Source organism: Sinosporangium siamense (genome assembly GCF_016863435.1).
Lineage (GTDB): Bacteria > Actinomycetota > Actinomycetes > Streptosporangiales > Streptosporangiaceae > Sinosporangium > Sinosporangium siamense.
In genome coordinates this window covers 100308-124083 of sequence record NZ_BOOW01000026.1, presented here as the reverse complement: position 1 = coordinate 124083, position 23776 = coordinate 100308, and the positions used below count along the sequence as shown (strand labels likewise).

Sequence of the window (23776 nt, the reverse complement as noted above, 5' to 3'; positions counted from 1 at the left end):
CTGAAGGCGGGGGTCTCCTCGGAGGTATCTAATGAACCTCGTGGTCGTCACCGCCGGGCTCAGCAAGCCGTCGTCCACCCGGCTGCTCGCCGACCGCCTCGCCGCCGCCGCCCGCGAGCGGCTGGCCGGGGACGAGCCCGTCGAGGTGCATGTCATCGAACTGCGGGACCTCGCCGTCGACATCGCCCACAACCTGGTCACGGGCTTCCCCGCCGGCGCCCTGCGCACAGCCCTCGACACGGTGAAGGCGGCGGACGGCCTGATCGCCGTCACCCCGATCTTCACGGCGTCCTACAGCGGGTTGTTCAAGTCGTTCTTCGACGTGCTCGACAACACCGCGCTCGCCGGCAAGCCGGTGCTCGTCGCCGCCACGGGAGGTACGGCACGGCACTCGCTCGCCCTCGACCACGCCCTGCGGCCGATGTTCGTCTACCTGCGCGCGATCGTCGTCCCGACCGCCGTGTACGCCGCCTCCGAGGACTGGGGCAGCGGCGGCGACGTCCACACCGACGGCCTCGGCCTCGGCGAGCGCATCGGCCGCGCCGCGGAAGAACTGGCCGGCCTCATGCTTCGCCGTACTCCGGCCCCGCCGGAGGCGGCTTCGGACAAGGTCGTGCCGTTCGAGCAGCAACTGGCGGCGCTGCGGCCCCGATAAGCCATGGCCAAGTCCTCACCCTCGGCCTGGGCCCGGAGGTTGGCCCGGGTCGTCTCATGGAAGGCGCGGGCGACGGTCAGCAGGGCAGGGGGCCTGCGCGATCAGGGCTACGCGACGGCCATGCGAGGGTTGCCTGGGTAGTAGCCGGCCACCCGCGCGTACACGGCCTTCAGGCCCCCGCCCTCAATGTCGTGCGGCCACCCCACGGCCCCCGCCTGCCGGTCGGTCACCTGGTACCAGCCGGTGACGTACAGGAGCACATCTGCGGCCTCAACGGCTGCCGGCCGGTCAGCCTCGCCCCCCTCCCGAACGCGGCGTGCTCGCCGAAGTAGGAGGACCACTGCGAGCCCAACGGCCGGGAGCCCTCTGCCCCCTCGGGTTGCCGTGATGGTGAGTGGCCAGGTCACCGGCGGCCGGGGCCGTCTTGTGGCGGTCAAAGGCCTTGTCGTTGTGCTGCACACGACCGGTGCTGCGGGCCCGATAATGGTTCGCGGCGGAGGCGGCGGGACTGGCACGATGCGGAATGTGATTCATGTGCAAACCGCCCATACCTCCGATCTGCCCTCCGGCACCCTCAAAGCGGTCCGCGAGTTGCTCCTTGACGCCTTCGACGGCGAGTTCAGCGAGGAGGACTGGGATCACACTGTGGGAGGTGTGCACGCGCTGGCCTATGACGGCGACGACCTCGTGGGGCACGGCTCGCTGGTGCAGCGGCGCCTTCTCCACGGTGGGCGGGCGTTGCGCACCGGTTATGTCGAGGGTGTCGCGGTGCGGGCCGACCGGCGGCGGCAGGGGTACGGCACAGCCGTGATGGACGCGCTGGAGCGGGTGGTGCGTGAGGCTTACGAGCTCGGCGCGCTGTCGGCGTCGGACGAGGGGGCGGCGCTCTATTCCGCGCGGGGGTGGGGGCGATGGCAGGGGCCGACTTCGGTGCTGACGCCCGCGGGTGTGGTGCTTGACGATGAGGACTCGGGAGTTTTCGTGTTGCCGGTGACGGCGACGGTGGATCTCACCGGCGAAATCACCTGTGATTGGCGAGACGGCGACGCATGGTGACATTTCGCCATCACAACTAGTTTCCGTTTCCGGGCGGCGCGGCTCTTGGCCGGGCGGTGATCCGTATGATGCCTAGTGTGCCCCCTCGCCAAGGTCCCGCCCCTTACAACCGCTATCCGACAGCCGGACCGGGCGCCGCGCATGTGCCCACGCGCAACCAGCCCTGGAGTTATCTGTGGGCGCTGACGCCGCTGATCACGTGCGGGCTGGCGAGCCCCTTCATCATCGGGCACGCGGCCCTGCGGCTGCGCAGCAGGTCCGCGGGCTTCGCCACCGGGATCTACCTCGTGTTGGCGATCGTCTTCTTCTACGTCAGCAACGCCTACGACGACGGGGACAACAACAGCACACCCGACGATCCGCGCTACACCATGGCGATCGCGTGCTGGGTGATGATCGGCTGGCTCGGGGGCACGACGCACGCGCTGGTCTTACGGAAGGCGGTCTTCCCGCCGATCCCCGTCACCCCGCTGCCGCCTCCGCCCCCGCCGGCGAGGCGGCAGGGCTTGCCTGGGGGCTACCACTCGCAGACCGGTCCTGGAATGAGCAGCAATCCCGGGTTGAGCAGTGGCCCTGGGATGGCGGGTCGCCCGGGGATGAGCAGCAATCCCGGGATGACCGGCCGTCCGGGAATGAGCAGTAATCCCGGAATGGCAGGTGGTCCGGGGATGGCGGGCGTGCCCATGGGGCACACGAGGCCGCCGCAGATGCAGCCGCCTCCGCGTCACTCGGCGCCTCCTCCCCCGCCCGCACGTCAGCAGCCGGCGCCACCGCCTGGGGCGAACTGGCAGCGTCACCCGCAGAGCAACCCGCATGGGCACGCCGCTCCCCCTCCGGGACCGCCGCGCACCCACCCGTCGGGGTATGGCGCCCCGGGCTCGTGGACGGGGCCCAGTGGCACGGTCCACGCCACCCACCCGTCCGGCCACTCGTCAGGCCACAGGCAACCGCCGCCCAACGCCGCGCCGCCGCCCCTCGGCCGGCTCGGCCCCTACACCTTCACCCGCAAACTCGGCGAGGGCGCGCAGGGCACGGTTTACCTCGCGACCGGGCCCGACGGGCACCCCGTCGCGGTCAAGGTGCTCAACCGGCGTTTCTTCGGCGACAACGCGGCCTGCCAGGACTTCCTCAAAGAGGCGGAGATCGCCAGGCGGGTGCGTTCCTTCTCCACGGCGCGTGTCATCGACACCGGGATGATGGACGACGTCGTCTACATCGTGAGCGAATACGTTCCCGGCCACTCCCTCGACCGGCTGATCCGGGAGCACGGGCCGCGCGACGGCGACAGCGTCACCCGGCTGGCGGTCGGTACGGTGGCCGCGCTCAAGGGCATCCACGCGGCGAACGTCGTGCACCGCGACTTCAAGCCGGCCAACATCATCATCGGCCCCGACGGGCCGCGGGTGATCGACTTCGGCATCGCCAAGTCCTTGGACCGGGCCACCATGACGTCGGGCAACATCAAGGGCACGCTCGTCTACATGTCGCCGGAGCAGATCAACGGGGACGAGGTCACGCCGGCGTCCGACATCTTCAGCTGGGCCGCGACCATGATCTTCGCGGCGACCGGGCGGCACGCCTTCGAGGGCAACTCGACCCCGCACATCTACCGGCTGATCATCAGCCACCAGCCGGACCTCTCCATTCTGCCGCCCGCCCTCCGCGCCCCCATTCACGCCTGCCTGGCCAAGGACCCGCGGCACCGGCCCACCGCCGCCGAGGTGATGCAGGAGGTCACCGACTGACGGGCCGGGGCCGGATCAGGTTTCAGATTCCTCGCGAGAAGTGCAGGGAGTAGGGAATGCCCGGCTTGGAAAGCGCGGTCGTCACCGCGGGAAGCGCCATCGCACGCCGGGCCGCCAGGGAATGGCTCGGCGCCCGCATGGCGCGCTCCGAACGCGACAGCGACCTCAAGGACCTCATTCAGGCCTCCTTTCGTGACCGTGTCGTACGCCGCAGGTTCGAAAACCAGCTCGACGGCATCGCGCTGGCCGTCGAGGACCGGCTGCGGGCACTCGTGGAGGCCGAGTTCCGGGGACTTTCCGCCGACGCCCGCGCTGCCGTACTCACGGAGGTCGTCGACACCCTCGCCCGCGCCGACCTCACCGACGAGGCGCTGCTCGACGCCGACGCCGACCCGCTGAAACTCGCCGAACGCCTCACCGCCCGGCTGCCCGCGCCCCGGCTCGGCGACGCCGAGGACCGGCTTTACGCGGTGCTGCTCGCGGAGTCGCTGGAATGCCTCGTGCGGATGATGCAGCAGCTGCCGCAGTTTCTGCCGCGGGTCGCGACGGAGAACCTGAGCCGCCTGACCGGACTGGCCGAGCAGATGGAACGCATGCTCGCCCGCATGCCCGTGCGCACCCTCGACGCACCGGAGGGGAACCAGGACGACGAGGCGTTCACCCGGCGCTATCTCGACCACATCAGCCGCGTGCTCGACCAGGTCGAGTTATTGGGGGTGCGGGTCGAGAACTTCCGGCCGCGCACCTCTTTGAGCGTCGCCTACATCAGCCTCAGTGTGACCCGCGAGGTCGACGACACACGCGCCACCTACGAGCGTATGCCGCTGTCCTCCCTCACCGGGCCCGGCGCCGAGACAGCCGATCTCAGCAGTCTCCGTGTCGAAGGCGCGCTCGGCCGGTCGCGGCTGCTGTTGCTGCGCGGCGACGCGGGATCCGGGAAGAGCACGCTTTTGCGCTGGCTCGCGGTGACCGCGGCGCGCAGCGGATTCGCCGAGGACCTCGCGGAGTGGAATGGCTGCGTCCCCTTTCTCGTCAAACTCCGCAGCCACGCCGACGGCAGGTTCCCCTCCCCCGAGGAATTCCCTGACGACGTCGCTCCGGAAGTGACGGGCCGGATGCCGCGAGCCTGGGTGGAGCGGATTCTCGACGCCGGACGCGGCCTGCTCATGGTGGACGGCGTCGACGAACTCATCCCCCGGCACCGCCCCGCCGTACGCCAGTGGCTGTCCCGGTTGCTCGCCGCCTATCCCGGCCTGCGGGTCGTGGTGACCTCACGCCCCACGGCGGCCGACGCCAAATGGCTGGAGGACGAGGGCTTCACCTCGGCGCTGATGCAGCCCATGTCACCGGCCGACCTCGCCAACCTGATCCGCCAATGGCACACCGCCATGCGTGACTGCCCCAGCCTGCCGTGCCCGGCCGGCGACCTGGAGGCCTATGAGCACCGGCTGCTCTCCCGCGTGGAAAGCAGCCCCCATCTGCGCCAACTGGCCACCACCCCGCTGCTGGCCGCCATGCTCTGCGCCCTCAACCTGGACCGGCGCACACAGTTGCCACACAACCGCATGGGGTTGTACGACGCGGTGCTGGCCATGCTCCTCGAACGGCGCGACGCGGAACGGGGCATCGAGGACCGCATCACGCTCGACCCCGAACAGAAGGTGTGGATCCTGCGCGACCTGGCCTGGCGCCTGGTGTCTACGGGACGGTCGGAGCTCGCGAAGGACACGGCGTTGAGCCGGATCCAGCAGCGGCTTTCGGTGATGACACGGATGCCGCATTCGGCGGCGGAGGTGCTGGAACATTTGCTGCTGCGAAGCGGCATGTTGCGGGAGCCGGTGCCGGGTCGCGTCGACTTCGCTCATAAGACGGTGCAGGAATATCTGGCGGCCAAACAGGTCGTGGAGGACGAGGACGTCGATGCGGTGGTCGGGAAGGCGCATCTCGACCAGTGGCGCGAGGTCATCGTCATGACGGCGGGGCACGCGCCTCGGAGATTGCGGGTGGCGCTGCTAAGGGGGTTGCACAAATCACACCGCTTCAACTCGATCAGCATCCCCACCGCCCACTGGGACCGGCACGCGCAGAAGGACAGCTGGCTGGATCTCGACCACGCGCAGTCCGTCCACGACGACGATTTCCAGCGCCGTGCCGGGAAGTGCGATGCCCGGACATGGTCGCAGGTGAGACGTCAGCATCGAACGGGCTGGGTTTACTCGATCGACCGTTGACGTCCGCCCGACACGGAAGAGCCACCGCCCAAGAGAACTGGCAGGTGAGGGAGATAACGGAACCGAACCCGATCACACCCCGGCGTCTCTGGCGTGACCGCGATTTCACCATATTCTGGGCCGCCCAGACCCTCTCCGTGGTCGGCGACTCCTTCGCTCTCATCGCCGTCCCGCTTCTCATCCTCCAGGCCACCGGCTCCGTCGCCCAGATGGGCCTGCTCACCGGCATCTCGGGAGCCGCCTCCGTCCTCGCCGGGATCCTCGTCGACAGGTTCGACCGGCGCCGGCTGCTCATCGCCTGCGACCTCATTAGGTTCGCCCTCTACGTCCTGATTCCCCTGGCCTGGTTGATCAGCCCGCAGATCTGGCTGCTCTACGCGGTGCTCCCCCTCGCCGCGATGGTCGGCATGGTGTTCTCGGTCACCTACGTCACCGCTGTGCGCGGCCTGGTGGGCGACCAGCGCGTGACCGAGGCGAACGGCAGGCTCTACGCCACCGCGGCAGCCGCATCGGTCGTCGGCCCGATGCTGGCCGGGGTCGTCGTCGCCGCTGTCGGACATCCCGGGGCGATCGCCATCAACGCCGTAAGCTTCGCCCTGTCGGCCGCCGGTTTCCGCTTCATCGACATCACGCGCCACTCCCCCGCCCCCTCCACGCCCATCCCGCGAGAGAATCCCAGGCGCGAGTTTCTCGCCGGTGCCGTCTTCCTCTGGCGCCATCCCGTGCTGCGGCCCCTGACGGTGCTGCTGTCGTTCTTCATCTTCCTGACGCTCGGCCTCACCGACGTCATCATCTACCGCCTCAAACACGACCTGTCGCAGACAGACGCCGTCGTCGGCGGCGTCCTCGGCGCGGCCGCCGTCGGCACCATGCTCGGTGCCCTCGCCGTCGCCCGCATCCGCACCGCACTAGGCTTCGGCCCCACCTGGATCAGCGCCATCGCCGCCGCCGGCCTGGCGATCGCCTCCCTGGGCATCACCGGCACCGTGTGGGGCGTGACCGCCGCCATGGCCGCCTACCTCGCGTGTGTCAGCGTCGCGGGCATATCCTCCATGTCCCTCCGCCAGCAGGTGACCCCCGACCACCTCCTGGGCCGGGTCACCTCGGCCTTCTGGACCATCCACTTCTCCCTCGGCCCGATCGGCGCCGCCGCACTCACCTGGAGCGCCCAGGCGTTCACCACGACCCCGGTCTTCATCGTCGCGGGACTCGCCTGCCTCCTCATCGCCCTGACCGCCCTCCTCACCCCGGTCCGCCGGCGAACCCCCGAAAAACCCGACACCACGTAAACGACTTTCACCGCCAGATACGCAGGGCATCGATCCAGAGTTTGCGCACACAGAGTCACGCTCACCGACCGGGGCAGACGGCCGGCCCGGCATCCGCCGTACAGCCTTGGCATGGAGCCACCCTCACCCCGCCGCAGTGACGTCCAGGGCGGCAGGGTGAAGGCGTGTCACTCGGTGGAGATCAACCTGTCACGGGTTCTCCACCGAGACATAGATCTCGATCGTCCCGTTCACCGTGATGGAAGAGATCGCTCCCTTGCCGGTAACCGGCCCCTCGGCGTCGGCCCACGTCATTGAGCCGGGCGGCCGATATCTCACGGCGACGTAGTGATATCCGGGGCCGCCGTTGGGGCACTGACTGTATGCCGTGTTCGAGCTCAAGAGGTAAGCGAAGCAGTCCTTCGGGTTGCCGGCCGCGTTCGCCGACGAGGCCGTTCCCGTGAGAAGTGCGGATGCGACGAACACAGTTGCGAGGAGCGCTCTCACGAGCCTACTGGATTTCACGAAAAGTCCCTTACTGTTCGAGCTGAAGAGATGCCGGCGATTTCCGCACGACCTGGGAGAATCTTTGTCACGCCGATCCCCCGGTCCTGAGTTCGAGTCAGCCGAGAAGCGTACGGCAAAAGCCACGAAAAGACGTGACACATCGTGGCGAAATGCGAACGCTTCGACTTCTCGTATTCTCGGCTCTCCAGTAACCGGGAGAAGATGTACACGCCCGGCAGGAGAAGCGAGGGATCCGCCGCCGAATCAACAGGTGGCAGAGCCGGCGCGTCACGGATATTGCTCTACTCCGTAGGAAAGAATCCTGCCGCTGACGGAAATCCAGGAGGTTGCCGACGGACTCATCAGGGGCCCGTAGGCAGTGTAGGTCGCCGTGCCAATGGGGGCTTGATAAGTCACCCACACCCGGTGAGAACCCCTCCCCGACGGGCTACACATACTGTAGGCCGTGTAGTTGTCGTAGAGGGCCGAAAAGCATTGGGAGGCGGCGGCTGTAGCGGCTGAGCCGGTGCCGAGCACGAGCCCGGAGCCGATGATTGTCGTGGCGGCCAGAGCTCCCGCCAGCTTTCTGATGTTCATGCGAGATTCCCTACTGTGGTCAGGTCAGTAGTACACGCAGATATTCGGTTGGATCCCGGTCGGCTCGACGCCGACGTCCCATTGTCGAAGCGGCTGACGCGCCCTGCGGCATCCTCCCCTGACGAGCACGAATTGTTAAGGAAGCTTCCTTGTCAGAAGATACGTTGCCAAGAGTGAGTGTCAAGGCCCATTCCACACCTCGTTCATGGCTCCTGGTCTTCGCCGGCGAGGTGGAAGTCGCCACCGTGGCAACCGTCCCAGAAGTCACCACAGCCATACATGATCAAATATGACAAGATAGGGGGATGCGGGCAAACCTCATAGTCATCTACACGCATCGACTGAGTGAGTGCCGGAAGTTCTACGAGTCGTTGGGGTTGGTGTTCGAGGAGGAGCAGCACGGGACCGGGCCTCGGCATTTCGCTGCCGTGCTCCCCGGCGGCATGGTGTTCGAGCTCTATCCGGCGGCGGCGCCGGGGCGGGAGTCCGGGCCGGTGCGGCTGGGGTTCGGGAGCGAGGTGAGGGCGAGGCACGGATATGCCGCGGGGCGGCATATGTTGCGTGATCCCGACGGCCGGACCATCGAGTTGCATGTCGCAGGTTAGGTAGAAGCAATGGCACGAACGTCGGCGATGGCCGCGTTTGGGAGTCTGCTGGATCGGTCGTTGGTGCAGATCCAGGAGGCTGTGGCGGATGCTCGCCGCTTTGACCGGCTGACCGTCGTCGACGTCAGTGATGTCTGGGACAACAACACGTTCCCGCTTTTCCAGTGTGCCTCCGCCGGCACGCGGTGGGGACGTGAGCGGAGGGCTCGTGCCGCACTGCGGTGGATGGCCGAGCTCGGGGCCTCGCGGCGGGCGTGGATGGTCGAGCAAGGGGCGTCGGCGGGGTTCGCGCTTGACTCACTGCTTGACCCGGTGGAAACAGGGCGGGCCTTCTTCCGGGACAGCCGGGGGAAGGTCAGGCCCTCGAGAACGGCGCTGACCGGGGAGACGGTGGGCGCTCTCGCCGGCGACTACGATCTGCGCGGTGCCGAGGTGCGGCAGATCATGGTGGAGCGGGTCGGCACCCGGTTGAGGGCTTCCCTCATTTTGACTGCCGAGCGGTGCTATGCCGTACCCGGCGATTCCGCGTCGCCTGCCGAACTGCGGTTCTCCGTTGAGGATCTCGTGGCAGGGCGCTTTGACGCCGATGACGGTACAGGTGCCGTGTTGAGCTGTGCAAATGGTGAAATATCGGTGCGCTTGGGGAGGCGCGGACTGCTTCTCGGCGGCAGCGGCAGCGTTTACATCGACGACCACAGCTGGCATCTGTCGAAAGCGGGGCGAGCCGCCGATGCGATCGCTCCCCCGTTTGTGAGGTCCGATGCACGCCCCCGGCCCAAGCGGCACGCCCTTGGCGAGAGTGCTCAAGTGGCGGCGGGAGTTGTGCACTGGGCGATGCTGTCCATCCGCATGGTCCGCTTCGCCCAGTGCGTCGATCACCCTTTGCTCCGTTCTCTCGCCCGGACCTTCGCGGGTGCGGGAACGGCTGTGGTGGCCGCAGGGGCCGCATTTGGAGCGGGCCGGCGAGAAAGACGCTTCCGGGAGTTGGTCGTTCACTGGGCCGGCCGCGGTGGGCCCGGGCTGGCTCCGTGGTTCGCCGAGGCGTTGACGACAGTGAGGGAGCCGGTGCCCGGTTGGGTGGAGGAACTGGTGGGCTCGTTTCCTCCGGTCGCCGATCAAGAGGTGGAGCCGGCGGTCACAGCGGGCGAGGTCCGGCTGGCGAAGTTCACTGCCGACGCGACCGTTTTTCACATGGCATCACCCTCCGCCGTGGAAGGCGATGCCGCCTGGGATTTGCATGTGGTGCCCGGAAAAGCGGACGAGGGGTTTCACCTCGACACCACCACATGGGCGCCCGGTTGACATCAGGTGCGGGATTTGCGTTTCAGTGAGCGCGGGGTGCAGGCGTTGCCGCACTTGCCACACATGCGGAACAACCGCTCGATGAGCCTACGCATCGGCCTTCGCCTCCCCGTCGTGGAGCTTGATCATCAGCAGGGCGTGTGACAGCGTCCCCCCGGCCCGTACGGCGGCAGCCGTCATGGCCGTCTCCGCGAGTTCCTCGGCCGTGACTCCGGCCGCGCGGGCCTGCCGTACATGGACGTCGATGCAGAGTTCGCACTGGGTCGTCAGGGCGATGGCGAGGGCGATCAGTTCGCGGTAGCGGAGCGGGACGGCGCCGTCGGGGCGTGTGCTGGTCTCGTGGAAGGCGAGGAAGGCCGAGGCTTCGACGGGGGCGAGCTCCCGCAGCCTAGGAATGAGGTCCAGGTCGGAGGGGTGTTTGTAACACATATGTCGATCAAAGCGGGGGCATGCCCACCCCGTCCAAGTCCATCTGCGACCGGGTGATAAAGGCACTGATATCGTGCCTGCATGGATCTCCGGCGGCTGCTCTATTTCGTTGCTGTGGCCGAGGAGGGCAACGTCGGGCGGGCCGCCCGCAGGTTGCACATGTCGCAGCCACCGTTGAGCCAGCGCATCCGTGAGCTTGAGGCCGAGCTCGGCTGCACGTTGTTCGAGCGCACGCCCTCGGGGATGGTGCTGACGGCGCCGGGCGAGGTGCTGCTGCGTGAGGCGCGCGACGTGCTGAGCCGGATGGACGTGGCGCGTGAGCGGGTGCTGGCGGCGGCGGGGGTGCAGCGGCTGGTGATCGGGGTGCTGGGGCCGGGCGAGGAGGTGCTCTCGGCGCGGGTGGCGCCTAGGTTCCGGCAGGCTCACCCGCATGCGATGGTGCAGCTGCGCCAGGGCGAGTTCACCGACCCGACGATCGGCCTGGCGTCAGGGGCGGTGGATCTGGCGATCACCCGCGGGCCGTTCGGCGCCACGGGGCTGGTCGTGCGGAAGGTCGCTGAGGAGCCGTGCGTGGTGGCGCTGCCCGCCGGGCACGCGCTGGCGCGGGCGGACGACGGGGTACGGCTGGCGGAGCTGGCCGGGTGCGTCTGGGTGCGGCCGCCCGCCGAGTCGGACGCGTTGTGGCGGGCCTTCTGGCAGCCGGCGGGTGAGGGGGACGGGCCGCAGGTGCGGTCGGTCGACGAGTGCCTGCACGCGGTGTTGTGGAACGGGGCGGTGGCGATGCTGCCGGCGAAGGTCGTGCCGCGCTATGCGGTGGACGGGGTGGTGTTCCGGCCGATTCTCGACGCCGCCCCCAGTGCCCTGGTGCTGGCGTGGCGGCGCTCGGACAACTCCCCGCTGGTCGCCGCCTACGTCCGTATGTTCACTGACGCCCACCGCCGCTTCACGGCCACCGCTTGACCGCGCTCAGCACCACGAACCGCCGCCGCTTCACCGTCGGCGCTTGACCGCGCTCAGCACCACGAACTTGGGGTTGCTCGCCACGAGCTCGCAGTTGCCGAACAGCCGGCGCAGTTTCACGTGGTAGCCCAGGTGGCGGTTGCCGACGACGCGGAGTTCGCCGCCGGGGCGCAGGGCGGTGCGCGCGCCGGTGAACATGCGCCACGCGACCTCGTCGGTGACGGCGCGGTGGCTGTGGAACGGCGGGTTGTTGAGGACGAGGTCGACGGTGCCGGGCGCTGTGCCGGTGAGGGCGTCGGCCACGTGGAACTCGGCTTTCACGCCGTTGAGGTCGAATGTGGCCTCGGCGGAGGCCACGGCCTGGTGGGACTCGTCGACGCAGACGACGTGCGCGTCGGGGTTGAGGAGCGCGGCGGCGAGGCCGACGACGCCGTTGCCGCAGCCGAGGTCGACGATGTGCGCCGCCCCCCGCGTCCGGGGGAGGTTTTGCAGCAGGAATCTGGTGCCGACGTCTAGGCGCTCGGCGCAGAAGACGCCGGCGTGGTTGACGACGGTGCGGCCGGAGACGGGGCCGATTCCGGACGGCAGGGCGTAGCTTTTCGGCCACGGGCTGGGGCCCGGCGCACGGCCGGGGTCCACCGTACTGAAGATCAGCCGGGCCTTCCGCTCGGCGAGCGAGGTGCGGGTGGGACCGATGACGCGGTCGAACAGGGCGAGGGTCGAGGTGTGGATCTCGGTGGTCTTGCCCGTCCCCGCGACGACGCTGCCCGGGTGCAGGAGGTGGGCGAGGCGGTGCAGCCGGTCCTCCAGGTAGGCGAGGCTCTTCGGGACGCGGATCAGCAGCGTGTCGATGCGATCGGGCGGGGTGTCGCGGCTGGACAGCAGTGTCGCCCCGGTGCGCCCGTTGCGGTCGAGGTTGGCCCGGGTGGCCAGCTGGGTGAGGTGGGAGCCGGCGATCTGGGCAGGGCGCAGGTCCGCCAGCGCGACGGTCAGAGCGCCCCACCTGTCGCCGACGATGACGACGTTCCCGCCGGGGCCTCCGGAGTCGTGGAGGTGCCGCAGCAGGTATTCGTCGGCGGCGTCCCAGGCGCGCAGCGCGTCGCGCGGGTCGTCGGGGTGGCGGGCGAGGTCGAAGCCGCCCTGAGGCGTCGTCATGCGGTCCATGGTGTGATCACCGTAGCGTCCGGCCGGAGTTGCCCGCGTATCCGTCGACGGTGAGCATCGGGGGCCGTTCGGGCACGGAGACGTCGCGGGTGGTGGGGGCGTGGCCGCCGGGCGTGCGGCGGAACTGCGAGAGGCGGGGCGACGGCGGATCCAGCGACACGATCTTGCTCTGCCGTTCGAGGCGGGCCCAGGCGGTGTGCAGGATCTGGGCCGACATGCCGCCGAGCGCCTCGGTGGACTGGTGGGAGTGCACGCGGCGGCCGAGGTCGACCTGGGCGAGGGCGTCGAGGCCGGCGAGTTCGAGCAGGTCGACGAGCAGCCCGAGTTCGACGCCGTAGCCGGTGACGAACGGGACACGTTCGAGCGCGGTGCGCCGCCCGGCGTATTCACCGGCGAGCGGCTGCACGAAGCCGGCCAGCCGCGGCCAGTGGAGGTTGAGGAGGGGCCGTGCGACGAGCTCGGTGACCCTGCCGCCCCCGGCGCGCTGTCCGTGGAGGGGCCGGTCGTAGCACCCCTTGACGTAGGCGACGCCGGGGTCGGTGAGCAGGGGGCCGAGCAGGCCGGTGACGAAGGTGGTGGTGAAGCTGCGCAGGTCGGCGTCGACGAAGACCAGCAGGTCGCCGCTTGTGACGGCGAGCGACTTCCACAGGGCCTCCCCCTTGCCGTCGAGGGGTTTGAGGGCGGGGAGGATCTCGTCCTGGGCGTGTACGGCGGCGCCGGCGCTGGCGGCGCGCGACGCGGTGTCGTCGGTCGAACGGGAGTCGATGACGACGAGTTCGTCGACGAGGGGGACGGCTTCCATGAGGTCGCGGCGAATGGCGGTGACGATCTCGCCGACGGTGGCCGCCTCGTTGCGTGCGGGGAGGACGACGCTGACGGTGGTGGTGCCCTTGGCTGCCAAGAGGGAGGGCAGGGGCCAGTCGGACGACGTTGTCGTGCGCCTGCGGAGCCAGACCTCGACCTCAGGCAGCACGCATTACCTCCCCAACCACAACGACTACGACCACCTCACCTTATGCCGCACACAAGTGTGATCAGCGTGCGGCGTGGCGCTCCAGGAAGGCGTAGACGTCGGCCTCGTCGACTCCGGGGAAGGACCCGGGCGGCAGGGCGGCGAGCACATGCGAGTTGGCGCGTGCGGAGGGCCAGGCGAAACCCTCCCAGCGTTGAGCGAGCTCGACGGGGGGACGGCGGCAGCAGTCGCCCGTCGGGCAGGCCGACTTGGTGCGGTGGGTGGTCTCCCGGCCCCGGAACCAGCGGGACTCGCGGTATGGCACGCCCAGGGTGATCGCGAAGTCGCGCTCGCGGGACGGATCCACGTGGGCCACGCAGAAGTAGGTCCCGGTGGGCGAGTCGGAGTATTGGTAGTAGACCGAGAACCGGTCCGGCGACTGGAACACCTGCCGGCCCGACCATTTCAGGCACATGCGCTGCCCTTCGATGGCTCCCTGCTCGTCGGCGGGGAAGACGATGCCGTCGTTCTCGTAGGCCTTGTAGATGGTGCCCCCGGCGTCGTTGCGCACGAAGTGGCAGACGAGGCCGAGGTGGTGGGTGGCGAGGTTGGTGAACCTGTGGGCGGCCATCTCGTAGGACACGGCGAACACGTCCCGCAGGTCCTCGACCGATAGCGCCCGGTCCTGCTTCGCCTCCCTGAGGTAGGGCACGGCGGCCGTCTCGGGCACGAGCACGGCGGCGGCGAAGTAGTTGGCCTCGGTGCGCTGGCGCAGGAAGTCGGCGAAGTCGCGGGGTTTGTGGTGACCCAGGGCGAAGTGGCCGAGGGTCTGGAGCAAAATCGTGCGCGGTGTGTGCATGCCGAGCTGCTCGTGTTTGACGTAGAGCCGCCGGTTGCGCAGGTCGGTGATCGAGCGCACCGACCGCGGCAGATCCTGCACGGTGTGTACGGTGAAGCCGAAATGGGTGACCAGCGCCTGCACGGTGCTCTGGGACAGGGCTCCGGTGCGGTAGCCGACCTGCGACAGGGCTTCTGCGGCGGCTTTCTCGATGTCGGCGAAGTAGTTGCCGAGCTCGCGCTGCCTGCGGCGGAGCTCGGCGTTGGCGGCCCTTGCCTCCTCGGGCGTGGCGGTGCCGCGGGCCTGACGTGACCGCAGCTCGCCGTAGAGGGCGAGAATGTGTTCGAGCACGTCGTTGGGCACTCGCGCGGAGACCTTGAGCTTGGGCAGGCCGAGTGCGGCGTAGACGGGGTCGCGCTGAGCCTCCTCCAGGGCGATCTCCAGTTGGGCGCGCCGGTTCGGCGGGTGTCGTCGCAGCAGTTCTTCCACGGGCACGTTGAGCGCCGCCGCGAGTGACTTGAGCAGAGAGAGCTTGGGCTCGCGCTTGCCGTTCTCCAGCAGGGAGAGCTGGCTGGGCGCGCGTCCGACCCGCCCGCCGAGGTCGGCGAGGGTGAGTCCACGTTGCTTGCGCAGGTGGCGTAGCCGCTGTCCGAACGCGATCAGATCGAGTTCCTGAGTCAAAGACAGCGGTTCTTCGCCCAGCAATGACGTCATACGAGGATCCTAAGCGAAATTTCCGGCGTTCTTACGAACCAATACATACTGTGGCGCCCCCGTCAAGGGGCTCGCTCCCACTCTCGGACACACGTTGTCATTGGTCTAGTCCATTTGGAAAACTTGAACTTTCTTCTTAGCCGAATACCGGTAAGTCTTGTCGTTTGAGAGAAGAACTGACGATTTTTCTGCAACTTCATCCTTGTTTGCCCGGTCTGGCGCGGCCCACACTCAAGGCAAGGCACCCAGGGGACGAAGGAGTGAAAACCATGGTCGACCGCCTCAAGGGAGCTGCGGAAGAACTGCGGCGCGAGTGGGAGAACGACCCTCGCTGGCGGAACATTGAACGCACCTACACCGCCGAGGACGTCGTGCGGCTGCGGGGCACGGTTCAGGAAGAGCACACACTGGCCAGGCTTGGCGCGGAGAGGTTGTGGCACCTCCTCCACTCCGAGGACTATGTGCACGCCCTTGGGGCCCTGACGGGCAACCAGGCCGTGCAGCAGGTCAAGGCGGGGTTGAGGGCCATCTACCTGTCCGGGTGGCAGGTCGCCGCGGACGCCAACCTGGGCGGGCAGACATATCCCGACCAGAGCCTCTACCCCGCCAACTCGGTGCCCGCCGTCGTGCGCCGGATCAACAACGCGCTGCTCCGCGCCGACCAGATCACCTGGTCGGAGGGTGTGGCCGACGCTCCCCACTGGCTGGCGCCCATCGTGGCCGACGCCGAGGCGGGCTTCGGCGGAGTGCTCAACGCCTACGAACTGATGAAGGGCATGATCGCCGCCGGTGCGGCGGGCGTGCACTGGGAGGACCAGCTCGCCTCCGAGAAGAAGTGCGGCCACCTCGGCGGCAAGGTGCTGATCCCCACCGGCCAGCACATCAAGACCCTGAACGCCGCACGCCTGGCGGCCGACGTCGCCGGGGTCCCCTCTCTGGTCATCGCGCGGACCGACGCACAGGCCGCGACCCTGCTGACCAGCGACGTGGACCCCCGCGACCAGCAGTTCACCACCGGTGAGCGCAGCGCCGAGGGCTTCTACCGGGTGCGCAACGGCGTCGACGCCTGCATCGCCCGCGGTCTGGCATACGCGCCCTACTCCGACCTGCTCTGGATGGAGACCTCCACGCCCGACCTGGACGTGGCCCGCGAGTTCGCCGAGGCGATCAAGGCGCGCTACCCCGACCAGATGCTCTCCTACAACTGCTCCCCGTCGTTCAACTGGAAGAAGCACCTGGACGACTCCACGATCGCGAAGTTCCAGAGGGAACTGGGTCACATGGGGTACAAGTTCCAGTTCATCACGCTGGCCGGCTTCCACTCGCTGAACTACTCGATGTTCGACCTGGCCGCCGGCTACGCCGAGTCCGGCATGACGGCCTACGTCGACCTGCAGGAGCGCGAGTTCGCCGCCGAGTCCCGCGGATACACCGCCACCCGCCACCAGCGGGAGGTCGGCACCGGATACTTCGACCTGGTCAGCACGGCCATCGCGCCGGACTCCTCCACGACGGCCCTGTCGGGGTCGACCGAGGAGGAGCAGTTCGAGGCTCACTAACCCGAACACCGGGATCCGCCTGAACAGATCTCATGGGCACGGGATGGTTACCCCGGCGGATCCCGGCGACCAGGTGAAGCAGCCCGCGTTCCAGGGAAGCGCAGTCCTCTGGAACGCGGGCTGTCCACGTGCCCGGGATATCCGATTGCCCCCGGTGGCGGCGCGCCGTAGGTTGAGACGTTCTCACCGTCCGTCCGCACGGCTCCGCCGTGCCCGCGTGCCCCCCCGGGAGACCGTCTTCCAGCTCTATTTACGCATCGCCCTCTACGGATTCCGCAAACATTCGACCTACCGCGCCGCCGCACTCGCCGGGGCCTTCACCAACACCGTCTTCGGCATCCTTCGCGCCTACGTCCTGATCGCCCTGTGGGAGGCCCGCCCCGGCCTCGGCGGCTACGACGTGGTGGACGCCGTCACCTTCTGCTTCCTCTCCCAGGCCGCCATCGGGCCCATGCAGATGTTCGGCGGCTCCCTCGACCTCGCCCGCCGGGTCCGCAGCGGGGATGTGGCGATCGACCTGATGCGCCCGGCCTCGCTCCAGCTCTGGTCACTCGCCGACGACCTCGGCCGGGCCTTCTACCTGCTCCTCGTGCGCAGTGTGCCGCCCACGCTGATCGGCGCGGCGCTGTTCGGCCTGACGGCTCCGCAGACGGTGTGGCGGTGGCCGGAGTTCGGCGCCAGTTTCGCCCTCGGCCTGCTCACCAGCTTCGGCTGGCGTTACCTGATCGCGCTCTCGGCCTGCTGGATCGACGACGACAGGGGCGTGCAGGCGCTCTCGGGCGTGCTGATGAGCTTCTTCAGCGGCATGATCCTCCCGCTGACGATCTTCCCCGGCTGGCTCGGCGCGGTAGCGCAGGCCACGCCGTGGGCCGCGATGGTGCAGGTGCCGGTCGACGTCTACCTGGGCACCCGCGGCCTGTGGGAGGCCCTGGCCTTCCAGGGGGCGTGGGCCGCCGCGCTGCTCGCGCTCGGCGCGCTGGCCACGGCGGGGGCCCGGCGCAAGGTGGTGATCCAGGGTGGTTAGGACTTATGTGCTGCTCGCCTGGACCTGGATGCGGGCGTCCTACCAATACCCGCTGTCGGCGGCGATGATGACGGTCGCGTCCTTCGTCGTGAACGCCCTGGACATCGCGGCCATCTGGGTGATCTTCGCCCACGTGGAGCGCCTCGGCGGCTTCTCCCTGCCGGAGGTCATGCTCTTGTACGGCACAGCCGGCTTGTCCTTCGGCCTCGCCGATCTGCTGTTCGGCAATGTCGACCGGCTCAGCGGGCACATCCGGAGCGGCTCGTTCGACACCGTCCTGATCCGCCCGGTGAGCCCGTTCGTGCAGGTGGCGGTGGACCGCTTCAGCGTGCAGCGGTTCGGCCGCGTGCTTCAGGCGGCCGTGGTGCTGGCTCTCGCCGTACCCCAGCTCGATCTGACGGCGAGCCGGGCGTGGATGGTGCCGGTGATGATCGTCTGCGGGTTCGCGATCTTCGTGTCGGTGTTCACGCTGGGCGCGGCGTTGCAGTTCCTGCTGACCGACGCGCCGGAGGTGGCCAACGCGTTCACCTACGGCGGCAACCAGCTCACGCAATATCCGCTCAGCATCTACGGGGGCGAGCTGGTGCGCGGGGTGACCTTCGTGCTGCCACTGGCCTTCGTCAACTGGCAGCCCGCGCTGTTCGTGCTGGACCGGGACGACCCGCTCGGCCTGCCGCACTGGCTCAGGTTCGCCTCGCCGCTGGCGGCGCTGCTGCTGGGGCTGGTCGCGGCGGCGGCCTGGCGGGCGGGCATCCGCCGTTACCGTTCGACGGGGAGTTGACGTGATCGAGGTGGAGAGGGCCGGCCGGTCGTTCACGCACCGGCGCAAGGCCGGGGTGCTGCGGCGGGAGCGGCATGTGGTGCACGCGGTCCGCGATCTCACTTTCTCCGTGGCGCCCGGGGAGTTCGTGGGCTATCTGGGGCCGAACGGCGCCGGCAAGTCGACGACGATCAAGATGCTGACGGGCATCCTCACCCCGACGACGGGCCGGGTGCGGGTGGCGGGTCTCGATCCCTCCCGGCGGCGTACGGCGCTGGCCCGGCGGATCGGCGTGGTGTTCGGGCAGCGGACGACGCTCTGGTGGGATCTGCCGCTGCGCGATAGCTTTGAGCTGGTCAGGCACCTTTACAACGTAGATCAGGGGGATTTCCGGCGGCGGCTCGCCGAGCTGGAGGAGCTGCTGGACCTGGGTTCGTTCCTCCACATCCCGGTCAGGCAGCTCAGCCTCGGCCAGCGCATGCGGGGAGATCTCGCCGCCGCGCTGCTGCACGCGCCGTCGGTGCTGGTGCTGGACGAGCCCACCATCGGGCTCGACGTGGTCAGCAAGGCCGCGCTGCGCGCCTTCCTGCGCGAGCTGAACGCCGAGCGCGGCACGACGGTACTGCTCACGACCCACGACCTCGGGGATGTGGAGCGGCTCTGCAGCCGGGTGATGGTGATCGACCACGGCCGGCTGTCGTTCGACGGCACCCTCGGCGACCTGCGGGCGACGGCGCCGGAGGAGAGTTCGATCGAGGACGTGGTCGCCCGCCTCTACACGGGCGGCGGCTAGTAGTAGCCGCTCTCGGACTCGTCGTCGTCCTCCCCGTCCGCATGGCGGGGCGCCCACCGGGAGGGGAGGAGGACGGGCACGAACAGCAGCACGCCGAGCAGGCCGAACAGGCCGGTGCGCAGCAGGGCGAGGTTCCCGACGCCGGCGGTCAGCAGCACCTCGTGCAGGGAGGAGTCGCGGGGGATGATCGAGAGGGCCCTTGGGGTGTCGAGGGCGAAGACCACCGTCCACGACAGCAGCACGATGGAGGGCACGAAGGACGCGAGCGGCGAGATGGGGCCGATGGCCACGATGCCGAGGACGAGGCCGACCGCCGCCATGACGCCGAGCCCCGTCCAGAGTCTGTCGCTGTCGGTTGGTCCTGTTGCGGGCACCGCGTTCGCGATCTCGCTGACAGACCAGCCCCCACCGACGAGGAGGGCTGCCGTCACGACCAGTCCGATGAGAAATCCAATGAAGTGTCGCATTGTTCGCACCTCAGCTTCGGAGGGTGCCTCGCGGCGAATCGCGAATGACCTTAGCGACAAAACACCTTAAAAACAGCTTCTTCCGCTGATCCGTAGGGGTGCCCGCCGAGCCCGGCGGCACCGGGCTCACCCCGTGATGTCGCGGCCGGTGAAGCGTGCCCATGCCGTACTCAGCGCCACCAGTGTGTAGGCGGCGTAGACCAGCAGCCCGTCGACGAGCCTGGCCACTCCCATCGGCGATCGCAGCACCTCGTCGAAGGCCGTCCACCACGAGGTGATGAGATACGGCCTGAGCGGCGCGAGGTCCGGAAGGGCGCCGAGGAGCTGGAACACGACCACGCCCACGACGACGCCCGCGACGACGCCGATCGGGCTGTCGGCCAGCGTGGACACCGCCAGGGCGACGGCCGCGAGGGCGGCCATGCCCGCGGTGGCGTAGCCTGCGACGATCAGCAGCCGCAGCAGGGAGTCCGCCAGGGAAATCGTGGTGCCCGAAAGCAGCGCCACCGGCCCAGAAGGGAACAGCGCCCACCCGGCGGCCAGCGCCGAGAGCATGATCAGCAGCACCGCGGCCAGGGCATAGAGCACCGCGCCCAGATATTTCGCCGCGAGGAGCCGGGTGCGGCCCGCCGGCACGGCCAGCAGATAACGCAGGGTGCCGCTCGCCGCCTCCCCCGCCACCGCGTCGCCGGCCACCACCGTGACGGCGATCGGCAGCAGGAACGGCGTCATCACGGCCATGGCGCCGAACGCGAGGAACAGGCCGTTGCCCGTGACCCGCGTGAAGAGCGTCACCTCCGCGCCTATGCCCCCGGACGAATAACGCACCACGACCGCGATCGCGACGGGAAGGAGGGCGAGGGCGGCCAGGATCACCAGATTGCGGGGCCGCCGGAAGATCAGGAGCAGCTCCGAGCCGAGCAGCCGGGCGAACGCCCGCGCCGCGGCAGGCGGCGCGGGCGGGACCGGCAGGGCGGCGGCCCCCTCAAGCGCCGACATCGAAGCCCTCCCCGGTCAGATCCACGTACACATCCTCCAGGCTCGGCCGCACCACCGCGAACCCGCGTACGGCGACGCCCGCCTCGACCAGCGCCCGGCACACGTCCTCCGGCGCGCGGTCGCCCAAGGCCGCGCTCACCTCGCCGTCCCCGGCCCGCACCCCGGCGAGCCCGAGGCCGGTCAGCAGCGTCGCGGCCCGCCCGGCGTGCGGCGTCTCCACCGTGACCCGCGTGACCGCCGCGCGCCCGCCGAGCGCCGCGCGCAACTCGGCCACGGTGCCCTGCGCGACCAGGCGGCCCCCGCTCATCACCGCGGCGTGCGTGCAAATCTGCTCGACCTCGGCCAGCAGGTGCGACGACACGAACACCGTGGTGCCGGCCGCGGCGACCTGCCTGATCAGGGAGCGCACCTCGCGGGTGCCCTGCGGGTCGAGGCCGTTGGTCGGCTCGTCCAGGATCAGCAGCTCGCGCGGCCCGCGCAGCGCGGCGGCGAGGGCCAGCCGCTGGCGCATGCCGACCGAGTAGGCCCCGTAGCGTTTGCGCGCCGCGGCCGACAGGCCGACCCTGGCGAGGGCCTCGGCCACGCGGGCCCGTGCCGTACGCCTGTCCACAGCGGCGTCGGCGGCGGAAAGGCGCAGCAGGTTGGCCGTGCCCGACAGGTGGGGGTGGAAGGCCGGGCCGTCCACCAGTGCGCCCACCCGGGGCAGCACGGCGGCCAGGCGGCGCGGCACGGGCTCCCCCAGCACCTCGCAGGTGCCCTCGGTGGGGGTGACCAGCCCGAGCAGCATGCGGATCGTGGTGGTCTTGCCCGAGCCGTTGGGGCCGAGGAAGCCGAACACCGAGCCGCGCGGCACCGCCAGGTCGAGGTGGTCGACGGCGACCTGGCCGCCGGGGAACCGTTTGGTCAGGGAGGTCGTGACGATCGCGCCGCCTCGGCCCAAGGGAGGGGACGCCCCCGCGGAGGTCCCCTCGGCCTCGGTCACACCCGCGTTCACGCTCACCCGCGCCCCGCCGCCTCGATCAGCGTCTGCGGTGTCACGGCGCCGATCAGCAGGCGGCCGTCGTCGGTCAGCAGCACGGTGACGAGCTTGCTCTTGACCATCCGGCCACTGCCCCACGGCCCCTGCACAGGCGTGGCCGAGTCGAGCACCGTCCGCACGAACTCCGCCGCGCCCCCCTCCTCCTGCCGGGCCGGGACCTTCGGGGGCGCGGCCAGTTCGGCGAGGTCATCCTTGTCGAGCCGGGTGACCGACACCGCGGTCCAGCCGCTGCCGGCGAAGGACGTGGTGCCCGCGACGGGATCGCCCGACCACTCCTCGGTCGTGGCGCGGCTCTGCCCCATCAGGTCGGCGAAGCTCGTCTCGTTCACCGTGGCCCCGTGGGGCGGGGTGAAGGTGAAGTTCTCCTCCGCGGGCGGTGAGAACGTGATCTCGGTGTAGCCGATGTCGATCACCGGCTCGTCCGAGCCGTCGGCCACCACCTGGAGCCGCAGGGGGAAGAGTTTCTCCCCGTCGAGCGCGAGCCGGACCTCCGCGATCAGCGAGTCGGGGTCCTTCGGCGCGAGAATCAGGTGATAGGCGGGCCGTCCGGCGACCGTCTCGTCGTCGGCGACCGATATCTCGGTGCTTGCGGCGAGCATCGACAGCAGCGCCTTGGCGGCGTCCCCCGGCGTGGGCCGCCCGAGCACCAAGGGGGGTACGGCGTGCGCCGCGCCCTTGGCCACGGTCGCCGCGGCGACGCCGGTGGTGGCCGCCGCCGCGCCCGCCGGGAGCTTGATCTTGTTGGCGGTGTTGGACTCGCTCTCCCAGATCCACATCACGCCGTCGTTGACGATCACGTCGGTCTCGCTCATCGGGCCGGGAAGGGCGGCTCTGACCCGCGTGGCTCCGTCGTACCAGAGTTTGACCTGATGTGCGCCCACCAGCAGTGAAAGGGGAGAACGTATGTCGGCGGCGCCGTGCCGCGGCGGCGTGTTCCCGAGGAGCTGCGACACACCGGGAACACCGAGGGAGGCGGTTTTGACGATCGTGCCCGACAGCGGTGGGGTTCTCCCCTGTTCCAGGGAGCGCAGGGCGTCGGTGACCAGCTGTTCGGCGGTGCGCGCCGGCAGGGAAGGCTCGCCGCGCACGGCGGCGATGACGGACGGCGCGCCGAGCACGGCGGCGACCACCAGCACCGCCGTCACGGGTGCGCCCCACTTCATGGCGAGGCGCCGCAATCGGCTGGGGGTGTCCTGCGCGGGTTGCTGGAAGGACATATCACTCCCCTACGGTATTGGGTGTCGGCGTGGAATCGGCGGCGTTGTGCCGTCGGGACGTTCGTAGCCTGCGGCATGTCCCCTGAGCCGATGCTGAGAGGAGCTGAGATCGCTCTCAGACTTCTCGCTACGGGACGCAATCCGCAGGCCAAGATGGGGATGAAGCCCACCCAGGCCGATAAATGCCCCGACAAGCAGTCAAGGAGCCCATATGCGGGTGCTCGTGGTCGACGACGAGCCGCGCCTCGCCGCCGCGCTCCGGCGCGGCCTCCAGGCGGAGGGTTTCGCCGTCGATCTCGCCCACGACGGTGTGTCCGGACTTCAGCTCGCCCGGCAGGGCGACTACGACGCCGTCGTGCTGGACATCATGCTGCCCAGGCTGTCGGGCTACAACGTGTGCAAGGCGCTGCGCGCGGAGGACAACTGGGTGCCGATCCTCATGTTGTCCGCCAAGGACGGTGAATACGACATGGCCGACGGGCTCGACCTGGGGGCCGACGACTACCTCACCAAACCGTTCTCCTACGTCGTCCTCGTGGCCCGGCTGCGCGCCCTGCTGCGCCGCGGACGCCATCGCAGGCCCGTCTCCCTCCGCGCCGGGGACCTGACGCTCGACCCGGCCAAACGCCGGGTGTTCCGCGGGGAGACCGCGATCGAGCTGACGCCGCGCGAGTTCGCGCTGCTGGAGTTCCTGCTGCGGCACCTCGACGAGGTGGTGTCCAAGAGCGAACTGCTTGAGCACGTGTGGGACTCCTTCGACACCGATGCCAACGTGGTCGAGGTCTATGTGGGATATCTGCGGCGCAAGATCGACGTCCCGTTCGGCCGCAACTCCGTCCAGACCGTGCGCGGCGCGGGCTACCGGCTGGCCGGCGATGGCGGCTGACGACCACCG

The 23776-nt window shown here is 69.4% G+C and carries 24 protein-coding genes; 13 read left to right on the top strand and 11 right to left on the bottom strand.

The annotated features are described in order from the left end of the window. Positions 1-31 precede the first annotated feature (31 nt). A complete protein-coding gene (locus tag Ssi02_RS19685; RefSeq protein ID WP_204027466.1) occupies positions 32-655 on the top strand; it encodes an FMN reductase in 624 nt (207 codons plus the stop codon). 107 nt (positions 656-762) lie between these two features. On the opposite strand, the gene Ssi02_RS19680 is transcribed toward Ssi02_RS19685, so the two are convergent. Beyond that, entirely contained in the window at positions 763-915 is a 153-nt protein-coding gene (locus Ssi02_RS19680) for a hypothetical protein (RefSeq protein WP_204027465.1), read from the bottom strand. Between the two features lie 256 nt (positions 916-1171). Here Ssi02_RS19680 and Ssi02_RS19675 point away from each other — a divergent pair, with 256 nt between their 5' ends. From Ssi02_RS19675 to Ssi02_RS19660, 4 genes are all read left to right on the top strand, one after another. Further along, the gene (locus Ssi02_RS19675; protein ID WP_204027464.1) at positions 1172-1711 is read left to right on the top strand and encodes a GNAT family N-acetyltransferase; all 540 of its coding nucleotides are present in this window, start codon (positions 1172-1174) and stop codon (positions 1709-1711) included. A gap of 77 nt (positions 1712-1788) precedes the next feature. Next, positions 1789-3456 carry a serine/threonine-protein kinase gene (locus Ssi02_RS19670; protein WP_204027463.1) on the top strand — a complete coding sequence of 556 codons (1668 nt, stop codon included), beginning with the start codon at positions 1789-1791 and terminating at the stop codon, positions 3454-3456. A gap of 56 nt (positions 3457-3512) precedes the next feature. Continuing rightward, positions 3513-5687 carry an NACHT domain-containing protein gene (locus Ssi02_RS19665; protein WP_204027461.1) on the top strand — a complete coding sequence of 725 codons (2175 nt, stop codon included), beginning with the start codon at positions 3513-3515 and terminating at the stop codon, positions 5685-5687. A gap of 44 nt (positions 5688-5731) precedes the next feature. Next, complete coding sequence (locus tag Ssi02_RS19660; protein WP_204027460.1) at positions 5732-6976, top strand: MFS transporter; 1245 nt, start codon at positions 5732-5734, stop codon at positions 6974-6976. A 189-nt stretch (positions 6977-7165) separates the two neighbouring features. Here Ssi02_RS19660 and Ssi02_RS19655 read toward each other — a convergent pair whose 3' ends face one another. Both Ssi02_RS19655 and Ssi02_RS19650 read right to left on the bottom strand, forming a co-directional pair. Beyond that, positions 7166-7480, bottom strand: a complete 315-nt coding sequence (locus tag Ssi02_RS19655) for a hypothetical protein (protein ID WP_204027458.1) — start codon at positions 7478-7480, stop codon at positions 7166-7168. A 270-nt stretch (positions 7481-7750) separates the two neighbouring features. Beyond that, on the bottom strand, positions 7751-8059 hold the full coding sequence (locus Ssi02_RS19650) for a hypothetical protein (protein ID WP_204027456.1): 309 nt from the start codon (positions 8057-8059) through the stop codon (positions 7751-7753). Positions 8060-8364: 305 nt separating this feature from the next. On the opposite strand from Ssi02_RS19650, the gene Ssi02_RS19645 reads away from it, so the two are divergent. Together Ssi02_RS19645 and Ssi02_RS19640 are read left to right on the top strand one after the other, a co-directional pair. Beyond that, the gene (locus Ssi02_RS19645; RefSeq protein WP_204027454.1) at positions 8365-8664 is read left to right on the top strand and encodes a VOC family protein; all 300 of its coding nucleotides are present in this window, start codon (positions 8365-8367) and stop codon (positions 8662-8664) included. A 9-nt stretch (positions 8665-8673) separates the two neighbouring features. Beyond that, the gene (locus tag Ssi02_RS19640; RefSeq protein WP_204027451.1) at positions 8674-9966 is read left to right on the top strand and encodes a hypothetical protein; all 1293 of its coding nucleotides are present in this window, start codon (positions 8674-8676) and stop codon (positions 9964-9966) included. A gap of 87 nt (positions 9967-10053) precedes the next feature. Here Ssi02_RS19640 and Ssi02_RS19635 read toward each other — a convergent pair whose 3' ends face one another. After that, complete coding sequence (locus Ssi02_RS19635; RefSeq protein ID WP_204027449.1) at positions 10054-10395, bottom strand: carboxymuconolactone decarboxylase family protein; 342 nt, start codon at positions 10393-10395, stop codon at positions 10054-10056. 81 nt (positions 10396-10476) lie between these two features. Between Ssi02_RS19635 and Ssi02_RS19630 the strand changes: the two genes are divergently transcribed. Next, positions 10477-11355 carry a LysR family transcriptional regulator gene (locus tag Ssi02_RS19630; RefSeq protein WP_204027447.1) on the top strand — a complete coding sequence of 293 codons (879 nt, stop codon included), beginning with the start codon at positions 10477-10479 and terminating at the stop codon, positions 11353-11355. 30 nt (positions 11356-11385) lie between these two features. Here the strand turns inward: Ssi02_RS19630 and Ssi02_RS19625 are convergent, their stop codons facing one another. From Ssi02_RS19625 to Ssi02_RS19615, 3 genes are all read right to left on the bottom strand, one after another. After that, positions 11386-12519, bottom strand: coding sequence for a methyltransferase (locus Ssi02_RS19625; protein WP_204027445.1), 1134 nt, complete (start codon positions 12517-12519; stop codon positions 11386-11388). A 7-nt stretch (positions 12520-12526) separates the two neighbouring features. Further along, positions 12527-13492 carry a glucosyl-3-phosphoglycerate synthase gene (locus Ssi02_RS19620; protein WP_204027443.1) on the bottom strand — a complete coding sequence of 322 codons (966 nt, stop codon included), beginning with the start codon at positions 13490-13492 and terminating at the stop codon, positions 12527-12529. A 61-nt stretch (positions 13493-13553) separates the two neighbouring features. Continuing rightward, entirely contained in the window at positions 13554-15023 is a 1470-nt protein-coding gene (locus tag Ssi02_RS19615) for a helix-turn-helix transcriptional regulator (RefSeq protein ID WP_239129118.1), read from the bottom strand. A gap of 269 nt (positions 15024-15292) precedes the next feature. Here Ssi02_RS19615 and aceA point away from each other — a divergent pair, with 269 nt between their 5' ends. From aceA to Ssi02_RS19595, 4 genes are all read left to right on the top strand, one after another. After that, entirely contained in the window at positions 15293-16582 is a 1290-nt protein-coding gene (aceA, locus tag Ssi02_RS19610) for an isocitrate lyase (RefSeq protein ID WP_204027441.1), read from the top strand. 217 nt (positions 16583-16799) lie between these two features. After that, complete coding sequence (locus Ssi02_RS19605; protein ID WP_239129116.1) at positions 16800-17606, top strand: ABC transporter permease; 807 nt, start codon at positions 16800-16802, stop codon at positions 17604-17606. Next, positions 17599-18387 (top strand): ABC transporter permease, encoded by a 789-nt coding sequence (locus Ssi02_RS19600; protein ID WP_239129102.1) that lies wholly within the window; start codon positions 17599-17601, stop codon positions 18385-18387. Before Ssi02_RS19605 ends, Ssi02_RS19600 begins: the two co-directional genes overlap by 8 nt. A gap of 1 nt (position 18388) precedes the next feature. Further along, positions 18389-19159: an ABC transporter ATP-binding protein gene (locus tag Ssi02_RS19595; protein ID WP_204027436.1), complete on the top strand. Its 771-nt coding sequence runs from the start codon at positions 18389-18391 to the stop codon at positions 19157-19159. Here Ssi02_RS19595 and Ssi02_RS19590 read toward each other — a convergent pair. From Ssi02_RS19590 to Ssi02_RS19575, 4 genes are all read right to left on the bottom strand, one after another. Continuing rightward, the gene (locus Ssi02_RS19590) at positions 19156-19626 is read right to left on the bottom strand and encodes a hypothetical protein (protein WP_204027434.1); all 471 of its coding nucleotides are present in this window, start codon (positions 19624-19626) and stop codon (positions 19156-19158) included. The two genes, Ssi02_RS19595 and Ssi02_RS19590, sit on opposite strands and share 4 nt — an antisense overlap. A 126-nt stretch (positions 19627-19752) precedes the next feature. Further along, positions 19753-20625 carry an ABC transporter permease gene (locus tag Ssi02_RS19585; protein ID WP_204027432.1) on the bottom strand — a complete coding sequence of 291 codons (873 nt, stop codon included), beginning with the start codon at positions 20623-20625 and terminating at the stop codon, positions 19753-19755. Further along, entirely contained in the window at positions 20612-21625 is a 1014-nt protein-coding gene (locus tag Ssi02_RS19580; protein ID WP_204027430.1) for an ABC transporter ATP-binding protein, read from the bottom strand. Before Ssi02_RS19580 ends, Ssi02_RS19585 begins: the two co-directional genes overlap by 14 nt. Beyond that, positions 21622-22881, bottom strand: coding sequence for a LolA family protein (locus Ssi02_RS19575; RefSeq protein ID WP_204027428.1), 1260 nt, complete (start codon positions 22879-22881; stop codon positions 21622-21624). Before Ssi02_RS19575 ends, Ssi02_RS19580 begins: the two co-directional genes overlap by 4 nt. Positions 22882-23092: 211 nt before the next feature. Here Ssi02_RS19575 and Ssi02_RS19570 point away from each other — a divergent pair, with 211 nt between their 5' ends. After that, a complete protein-coding gene (locus tag Ssi02_RS19570; RefSeq protein WP_204027425.1) occupies positions 23093-23767 on the top strand; it encodes a response regulator transcription factor in 675 nt (224 codons plus the stop codon). Positions 23768-23776: the final 9 nt, after the last annotated feature.

Bases quoted from the DNA above. Each gene is read 5' to 3' on its own strand.
- Ssi02_RS19570 (WP_204027425.1), top strand. From the start codon at position 23,093: ATGCGGGTGCTCGTGGTCGACGACGAGCCGCGCCTCGCCGCCGCGCTC.
- Ssi02_RS19645 (WP_204027454.1), top strand. From the start codon at position 8,365: ATGCGGGCAAACCTCATAGTCATCTACACGCATCGACTGAGTGAGTGC.
- Ssi02_RS19640 (WP_204027451.1), top strand. From the start codon at position 8,674: ATGGCACGAACGTCGGCGATGGCCGCGTTTGGGAGTCTGCTGGATCGG.
- aceA (WP_204027441.1), top strand. From the start codon at position 15,293: ATGGTCGACCGCCTCAAGGGAGCTGCGGAAGAACTGCGGCGCGAGTGG.
- Ssi02_RS19625 (WP_204027445.1), bottom strand. From the start codon at position 12,519: ATGGACCGCATGACGACGCCTCAGGGCGGCTTCGACCTCGCCCGCCAC.
- Ssi02_RS19675 (WP_204027464.1), top strand. From the start codon at position 1,172: ATGCGGAATGTGATTCATGTGCAAACCGCCCATACCTCCGATCTGCCC.
- Ssi02_RS19665 (WP_204027461.1), top strand. From the start codon at position 3,513: ATGCCCGGCTTGGAAAGCGCGGTCGTCACCGCGGGAAGCGCCATCGCA.
- Ssi02_RS19575 (WP_204027428.1), bottom strand. From the start codon at position 22,881: ATGTCCTTCCAGCAACCCGCGCAGGACACCCCCAGCCGATTGCGGCGC.
- Ssi02_RS19635 (WP_204027449.1), bottom strand. From the start codon at position 10,395: ATGTGTTACAAACACCCCTCCGACCTGGACCTCATTCCTAGGCTGCGG.
- Ssi02_RS19585 (WP_204027432.1), bottom strand. From the start codon at position 20,625: ATGTCGGCGCTTGAGGGGGCCGCCGCCCTGCCGGTCCCGCCCGCGCCG.
- Ssi02_RS19590 (WP_204027434.1), bottom strand. From the start codon at position 19,626: ATGCGACACTTCATTGGATTTCTCATCGGACTGGTCGTGACGGCAGCC.
- Ssi02_RS19615 (WP_239129118.1), bottom strand. From the start codon at position 15,023: ATGACGTCATTGCTGGGCGAAGAACCGCTGTCTTTGACTCAGGAACTC.
- Ssi02_RS19685 (WP_204027466.1), top strand. From the start codon at position 32: ATGAACCTCGTGGTCGTCACCGCCGGGCTCAGCAAGCCGTCGTCCACC.
- Ssi02_RS19630 (WP_204027447.1), top strand. From the start codon at position 10,477: ATGGATCTCCGGCGGCTGCTCTATTTCGTTGCTGTGGCCGAGGAGGGC.
- Ssi02_RS19650 (WP_204027456.1), bottom strand. From the start codon at position 8,059: ATGAACATCAGAAAGCTGGCGGGAGCTCTGGCCGCCACGACAATCATC.